General features: G+C 70.5%; 7 protein-coding genes and 1 pseudogene. All 8 read left to right on the plus strand.

The features are described from left to right. The coding region (locus VIB55_RS13595; RefSeq protein ID WP_331877195.1) for a uracil-DNA glycosylase at window positions 1–313 on the plus strand (313 nt) is incomplete at its 5' end. Window positions 314–392: 79 nt separating this feature from the next. Further along, window positions 393–1,814, plus strand: coding sequence for a replicative DNA helicase (gene dnaB, locus VIB55_RS13600; RefSeq protein WP_331877196.1), 1,422 nt, complete (start codon window positions 393–395; stop codon window positions 1,812–1,814). 20 nt (window positions 1,815–1,834) lie between these two features. Then, window positions 1,835–3,217: a DNA repair protein RadA gene (radA, locus tag VIB55_RS13605; protein ID WP_331877197.1), complete on the plus strand. Its 1,383-nt coding sequence runs from the start codon at window positions 1,835–1,837 to the stop codon at window positions 3,215–3,217. Then, on the plus strand, window positions 3,192–3,899 hold the full coding sequence (gene ispD / locus VIB55_RS13610; RefSeq protein WP_331877198.1) for a 2-C-methyl-D-erythritol 4-phosphate cytidylyltransferase: 708 nt from the start codon (window positions 3,192–3,194) through the stop codon (window positions 3,897–3,899). The genes radA and ispD overlap by 26 nt, the downstream gene beginning before the upstream one ends. Window positions 3,900–4,107: 208 nt before the next feature. Beyond that, window positions 4,108–5,517: a competence protein CoiA family protein gene (locus VIB55_RS13615; protein WP_331877199.1), complete on the plus strand. Its 1,410-nt coding sequence runs from the start codon at window positions 4,108–4,110 to the stop codon at window positions 5,515–5,517. Window positions 5,518–5,649: 132 nt separating this feature from the next. Next, entirely contained in the window at window positions 5,650–6,147 is a 498-nt protein-coding gene (locus tag VIB55_RS13620) for a low molecular weight protein arginine phosphatase (RefSeq protein WP_331877200.1), read from the plus strand. Then, window positions 6,144–6,998 (plus strand): shikimate dehydrogenase, encoded by an 855-nt coding sequence (gene aroE / locus VIB55_RS13625; protein ID WP_331877201.1) that lies wholly within the window; start codon window positions 6,144–6,146, stop codon window positions 6,996–6,998. Before VIB55_RS13620 ends, aroE begins: the two co-directional genes overlap by 4 nt. Window positions 6,999–7,098: 100 nt before the next feature. Continuing rightward, window positions 7,099–7,526: pseudogene (locus VIB55_RS13630) on the plus strand (hypothetical protein); the annotation flags it as partial.

Below are 7,526 nucleotides of genomic sequence, written 5' to 3' on the forward strand. Positions count from 1 at the left end.
CAACGTGCTCAAGTGCCGCCCGCCGCAGAACCGCAATCCGCAGCCCGACGAGGTGGACGCCTGCTCGCCCTACCTGCTCCGGCAGGTGGAGCTGGTGAAGCCCCGGGTGATTTTGGCGTTCGGCGCCTTTGCCGCGCAGACGCTGCTGGGCACGGACATCACCATCGGCAAGCTGCGCGGCCGCACGCACCAGTACCGGGGAATTCCGCTCGTTCCCACCTATCACCCGGCCGCCTGCCTGCGGCACCCGGCCTGGGTGCGCTCAGTGTGGGAAGACCTGCAGCGGGCGCGCGACGTCCTTGAGGCGGCCTAGGCCGCAGCCCGAAATCTTGAGCCCGCGTCCGCGCGGGACCTTCTGATCGAAATTCGCTCTTTAGCAGTACCGGAGCCGCATGTCCATCGCAACTCCCTTCGTTCCCAGAGTCGCCGCGCCGCCGCCGCCCCCGTCGGCGTTCGCGGACCGCTCTCCCCCGTATTCCGCCGAGGCCGAGCTGGCCGTGCTGGGCGGAATGCTGATCGACGCCGACGCCCTGACCAAGGCCATCGAGGTCGTCGACGACACGATGTTCTACCGCGAGGGGAACCGCCGCGCCTTTCGGGCGATGCAGCGGATCTTCGAGCGCGGGGACGTGATCGACGCGCTGACCCTGGCCGAGGACCTGCGCAACCACGGCGACCTGGAATCCGTGGGCGGCATGCAGTTCATCGCTTCCATCATGGACGCGGTGCCCACGGCGGCGAACATCGAGTACCACGCCAAGATCGTCCGCGAAAAGGCGCTGCTGCGCCGGCTGATCGAGGCGGCGACCACGATTATCCAGGACACGTACGACAATCCGGGCGAGGTAGACGAGCTTCTCGACAAGGCCGAGCACAAGATCTTCGAGGTCGCGCAGACGCACGACCGCAAGGGCTTCGTTTGGATCAAGGAGATCCTGTGGCCCACGTTCGAGAAGATCGAGGCCCTGCAGAACAATAACTCCTCCGTCACCGGCGTCCCCACCGGCTTCGCCGACCTCGACGAGCTGACGGCCGGCTTCCAGCCCAGCGACCTGATCATTGTAGCAGCTCGCCCGTCAATGGGAAAAACTGCATTTACCCTCAACATCGCCCAGCATGCGGCGATCTCGGCGAAGAAGCCCGTCGCGTTCTTCTCGCTGGAAATGAGCAAGGAGTCGCTTGTGCAGCGCGTCCTCTGCGCCGAGGCGCGCGTGGACGCCAGCCGGCTGCGCCGGGGGCGCCTGCTGGATGACGAGTACGCGCGCTTGGCTACGGCCGCGGGCTACCTGAACACCGCGCCCATCTACATCGACGACTCCGCCGGCATCTCGGTGCTGGAGATGCGCGCCAAGGCCCGCCGCCTGAAGTCCGACCGGCAGGACCTGTCGCTGATCATCGTCGACTACCTGCAGCTGATGACGGGCGGCAAGGGAAAGACGGAAAATCGCCAGCAGGAAGTGTCGGAGATTTCGCGCGGGCTCAAGGCGCTCGCCAAGGAGCTGGACGTTCCCGTGGTGGCGCTCTCGCAGCTCAGCCGCGCCGTCGAACAGCGCCCCGACAAACGGCCCATGATGAGCGATCTTCGTGAATCAGGCGCCATCGAGCAGGATGCAGACCTCATCATGTTCCTCTATCGCCCCGAGTACTACTTCGGGCCTACGGACAAGGAGGGGAACAACATCGAGGGCCGCGCCGAGGTCATCATCGGCAAGCAGCGCAACGGCGCCACCGGCACCGTACAGATGATGTTCCTCAAGGAGTTCACGCGGTTCGAAAGCTACTCGCCGCGCAACGACGGGCCGCCGGAGTACTGACCGCGGCGGAAACTGACGGAATGGCGAAGACGAAGACGGCGTACTTCTGCCGCGAGTGCGGCAACGAGACGGCGCGGTGGCAGGGGCAGTGCCCCGGCTGCCACGAATGGAACACGCTGGTGGAAGAGCCCACCGCGCCCCGCAAGAGCAAGGGGTCAGCGGCGGGCTCGTCCGCGCGCGCGTCGGGCGCCGGCATCTCGGCACCCGTGCGGCTGCGCGACGTCGAAGGCGCCGAACGTCCGCGCTGGGCCACCGGGCTGGCGGAGTTCGACTTCGTCCTGGGCGGCGGCATCGTTCCCGGCTCCGTCGTGCTGGTGGGCGGCGAGCCGGGCATCGGCAAGTCTACCATCCTGCTGCAGGTGGCGGGGCGGCTGGAGGGTGCCCAGCGGAGCACGCTGTACGTGTCGGGAGAGGAATCCGCGCACCAGGTGAAGCTGCGTGCCGACCGGCTGGACGAGGCGGCATCGTCGGTGACGCTGCTGGCGGAAACGGACCTGGATGGCATCCTGATCCGCGCCGCCGAGCTCAATCCCGCCGTCCTGCTCATCGACTCCATCCAGACCGTCTACACGCCGGAGCTGGAAGGCGCGCCCGGCAACGTGGGCCAGGTGCGCGAGTGCGCGGCCCGGCTGCAGCGCTTCGCCAAGCAGACCGGGACGGCGGTGTTCCTGGTGGGCCACGTCACCAAGGGCGGCGGGATCGCGGGACCCAAGACGCTGGAGCACATCGTCGACACGGTGCTCTACTTCGAGTCGGCCGGCGGGCTGGACAACCGCGTGCTGCGCGCGACGAAGAACCGTTTCGGCGGGGTGGATGAGATCGGCGTGTTCCGCATGACCGCGGCGGGACTGTCCCCCGTCGGGAATCCGTCGGAGCTGTTCCTGGGCGAGCGCTCCGACGCGGTCCCCGGCTCCGCCGTCGTGGCCACGATGGAGGGCACGCGCCCGCTGCTCGTCGAGGTGCAGGCGCTGGCGGCAAAGGCCGCGTACGGCGCGCCGCAACGGGTGAGCACCGGGATCGACCAGAAGCGGCTGGCGCTGCTGCTCGCCGTACTGGAGAAGCGCGCGGGTCTCCACTTCGGCCAGTTGGACGTGTTCCTGAACGTCGTCGGCGGGCTGCGGCTCACCGAGACGGCTACGGACGCGGCTGTGGCCGTGGCGCTCGCATCGAGCGTGTTCGACCGACCGGTGCCGTCCGACACCGTGGTCATCGGCGAGTTGGGGCTGGGCGGCGAGCTGCGCCCGGTCGGCCAGATCGAGCGGCGGCTGACCGAGGCCGCGCGCATGGGCTTCCGCGCGGCGTACCTGTCGCCGCGCGCCGTTCCGCAGTCGGTGCCGCCCGGCATCCGCGCCATTCCCGTCGAGGACGTCCGCACCCTTGTCGACCGCATCTTCGCCGCCTGACGCGCCGCGTGCGGCGGCCGTGATCGTCGCCGGCGGCTCCGGGCTGCGCTTCGGCGGGCCCGTGCGCAAACAGTACCTGGAGATCGGCGGCGTGCCGGTGCTGCTGCGCGCCATCCGCCCCTTTCTCGCGCATCCCCGCATCGGCCAGGTGATCGTCGTCCTCCCGGCGGAAGACGTCCTGCACGCGCCCACGTGGCTGCTGGATGTGCCCGTGCGGATCGTGGCGGGTGGCGCGGAGCGCGGTGACTCGGTCGCGAACGGGCTGGCGGCGGTGGAGGATGTGGATCTGGTGCTCATCCACGATGGCGCGCGTCCGTTCGTCGACGGCGGGATCATCGATCGCGTGCTGGATGGATGCGTGTCCGGCGGAGCCATCGCAGCCGTGCCGGTGACGGACACCATCAAGCAGGTGGATGCGGAAGGCGCCATCGCCGGCACGCCGGATCGCCGTACGCTGTGGCAGGCGCAGACGCCGCAGGGATTTCCGCTCGGCGGACTGCGGGAGGCGTATCGCCGCGCCGCGCAGGAGGGCATCGCGGCCACGGACGACGCGGCGTTGTACGAGCGCTACGTGGGCCCGGTCCGCGTGGTGATGGGCTCGTACCGCAACCTGAAGGTCACGCGCCCGGACGACCTGCCCATCGCCGAAGCCATCGCGGCCCAGACGCGGGACGCCACCTGATGCACGGGTTCCCCCGCTGACCGACACGCCCGACCCGAGCCCCCGCGCCGGGCGTCCGCGGGAGGCGCGGCTCGCCTGGGCGTACGTCGCCGAGGCGGAGGCCGGTGCCGCCGCGGCCCACGCGCCGCGCCTTGCCTCCGCACGCCAGCGGTTCCGCGCCGGTGCCGACCGGCTGGATCCCACCGGTTCGGAGGCGCCGTTCCTGCTGGTGCCCATCACCAGCTACGCCCACCTGCCGCGCGGCCATCGCCCCGAAGCGTTCTGCCCCGTCTGCCTGGAGCGCGTGTTTCTGCATCTCGGCACGCGGATGCGTCACCACTACGCACACCGTCCAGAGGCGGAGTGCGCCGCGGCACGGGGTGAGGGCGCGCTGCATCTCTCGGCGAAAATCCACATCGCGGAGCGCCTTGCCGATGGCGGCAAGGGACTGACGCTGCGGCCCGTCTGCGCCCGCGTGCCGGAGGATCGGAGCACCGACCGCTGCCCTCCCGCGCCGCTGGACAGGTGGGAGGTAGAGTGGGACGAGGTGCGGATGGAGAGCACGTTTCCCTCGCTGCGCGCTGACGTGATGCTGTTGCGGGACGGCGTGGAGGTCGGCGCGATCGAGATCTACGCGCATCACACGGTGGATGCGGAAAAGGCGGAGAAGTATCGCCGGCTGGGGCTGCCGTGGATCGAGGTTCCCGCGCGCGGCGTGATCTCGGAGGCGGGGATCGGGCGGACGGCCGATAAGCCGCTGGCCGTGCTGCAGGACAGCCGCCATCCGGAACCCTGGCGCTGCGGCCGACACGAGGCGCTTTACGTCGGGATGCTGGAGCACGAGCGCTCGGGTGTGCACCGGATGGCGGGTCGCGTGGTGCACATCTACCGCTCGGATGGTGGACGGTCGAAGGGCGAGACGCGGGTGCGCGCCACCGCCGTGTACATGATGGAGCGGCGCGAAGGCGGTGAGCTCGCCGAGGCGTGGCTGGAGCGCGACGACACCGAGGGGCGCATTGGCTTCCCCATGCGCACGCGGGACCGCGACGATGCCCGCCGCGCACTCCACGCGCAGTTCGCCGGATGGGTGCGGTGGATGCGCGAAAACCAGGGCGCCACGGTCGATTCGCCCATGCGCTGGGCACCGCCGCGCACGCTGGAAGGGTGGAAGAAGTCTACCTCCTTTCCCCAACGCCTGCGGTGGGACCCGCACCAGGGCTCGTTCGCCGCCGTCCCCAACCTGCCGGCGAGCTCCTGGCCGCGTGTGCCGCGGAGTGATCCGTACGTGGCCGATCCGGTGCTGGGGCTGGACGGCTGCACGTGGACGCAGCTGCATCCCGGGAAGCCGCCGGTGATGCACGCCGTGGCGGGTGCGGTCTGGGGCACGCTGCGCGTCCAGGCCGGGCGCACCGGGGCGGGGGAGGAGACCGCGTATCTCTCCGCCTGCGTGCACGATGGAGAGCGCTGGCGCACGTGCGATGGCGCACCGTACGTGGCGACGCTCGCGCCGGACCCCGCGCAGGACTGGGTGCAGCTGCTCCAGGAGTGGGTGCGGCGGCTGGCGGAGTTGGAGCCTCCGGCCGTCCAGGACGGGCAGGCGGCCGTGGACGTGCTCGGAGCATTGCGGTCCGGCTGCTGACGGGATCGGCGCGTCGTTGAGCCGAAGCCTCGCCGGGTTGGACGCGGGGGACGAAAGCCTGTAGATTGGCGGGCTTCCATAGCCTGGCGCCGCGCCGGGCCCATGCCACCGGCCGCGAGCGTGGGACTGCAGATGACGGAGCAGGCGAGCCCGCCCACCACCACCTACAACCTGCTGTTCGTCTGCACGGGCAACACCTGCCGCTCGCCCCTGGCGGAAGGCATTGCCCGGGCCGAACTGCAGCGCCGCGGGTGGGCCAACGTGCAGGTGAAGTCGGCGGGGGTGTCGGCGCACCCGGGCGTGCCCGCGACGATGGAGGCGGTGACCGTGGCGCGGCGGCAGGGCGTGGACCTTTCCGCCCACGCCAGCCAGCCGCTGACGCCCGCCCTCGTGAGCTGGGCCGACGTGGTGCTGACGATGGGCCCCTCGCACCTGCCCAGCGTCGACCGGATGGGCGGCGCGGAAAAGGCCGCCACGCTCGGCGACTTCGCGGCCGGCGGCGAGGGGCTGGGCCCCTCGGTGCCGGACCCGTTCGGCGGGCCCGAAGCCCTGTACGAGGAAACGTTCAACGAGCTTCGCGGCCTCGTCGGCGCCGCGCTGGACCGGCTGGCGCCCATCCTTCACCCGTGACGACCACGGCCGCCACCCGCCTGTTCGCCCTCCTGGGCGATCCCGTCGGCCACTCGCTTTCTCCCGTCTTTCAGAACGCCGCCATCCGCCACCTGGGGCTCGACGCCGTCTACGTCGCGCTCCGCTGCTCCGCGGACGACGCGCCCGGCCTGATCCGCTCCCTTGCCCGTGCGGGCGGTGGCGGCAACGTGACCGTTCCCCACAAGCAGGTGGCCGCGCGCGCCGTGGACGTGGCCAGCGACCGCGTCGTCCGAACCGGGGCGTGCAACGCGTTCTGGCTCGCGGACGGCAGGGTGCACGGCGACAACACCGACGTCGCGGGGGTGGATGGGGCCGTCCGCGCGCTCCTGGGCTGCTCGCCTGCGGGTGCGTCCGTGCTCCTGCTGGGCGCGGGCGGCGCCGCGAGCGCGGCCGTCTGCGCGCTGGCGGATGCGGGAGTTGAGCGGATCTTCATCGTCAACCGCACCCCGGAGCGCTCGTCCGAGTTGGCGGAGCGATTCCGCACGCCCAGCGTGCGCATCGATACTGCCTCATCCGCGGACGATCTGCGGGGCGGGCGCTTCGACCTGGCGATCAACAGCACGTCGCTGGGGCTGAAGCCGGGTGATCCACTCCCGCTGCATCCGCAGGCGTCCACTTTGACGATTGGCGTCGCGCTGGACCTGGTGTATTCGCCGAGCGAAACGCATTGGGTGCACGAAATGAGGGCTTGCGGCATCCCCGCCGCGGATGGCAAGGAGATGCTCATCCAGCAGGGCGCCGCCGCCTTCCGCCACTGGTTCGGCGTAGACGCACCCGTGGACGTAATGCGGGCGGCACTGCGGGAAACATCCAGGCAAGACGCGTCGTAGTGGCCTGCCGGTGCGCCGCCGAGCGCTCGGCAACAGAGTCATGGATGGAACGATGAGTAGGGAAGCCGGAACCTCCGATCCAGTGCGCCCCGACGGGGGGTTGCAGACCCGCGCGGCGATCATCATCGCGGTGTGCGCGACGACCGCCCCGATGCTGGCGGCCGGCGTGTGGGGCGAGTCCCTGGGCCTGCCGACGGCCATCGGCGTGCTCCTGGTGGCCGTGGGGCTGATCGGGGGCGCGTGGGTGATGCTTAGGGGAACGGAGCCGTTCCGCCGGCAGGAACTGCGGGAGAACGTCGGAAGACCGGCTCCTGCAATCACCCCGCGGTTCGTCCTGGCGCTGCTCGGGCCGATGCTGCTGGTCCCCATCGTGTGGCATTACACGGTGGGCATGCCGTGGCGTGCGGCATGGGCGCTCGTTGGCGGGTTCGTCCTCTATTTCGCGATCTTCATCCCGCTGGGCCGGGTGCAGAAGCGCGGCCTGTCGCCCTATCTCCGCCCTGCCTGGTACGGCTTTCCTGCAACCGG

It is taken from the genome of Longimicrobium sp. (genome assembly GCF_036554565.1).
GTDB lineage: Bacteria > Gemmatimonadota > Gemmatimonadetes > Longimicrobiales > Longimicrobiaceae > Longimicrobium.

Coding starts and splice junctions, on each gene's coding strand:
- dnaB (WP_331877196.1), top strand. CDS start 393: ATGTCCATCGCAACTCCCTTCGTTCCCAGAGTCGCCGCGCCGCCGCCG.
- radA (WP_331877197.1), top strand. CDS start 1,835: ATGGCGAAGACGAAGACGGCGTACTTCTGCCGCGAGTGCGGCAACGAG.
- VIB55_RS13620 (WP_331877200.1), top strand. CDS start 5,650: ATGACGGAGCAGGCGAGCCCGCCCACCACCACCTACAACCTGCTGTTC.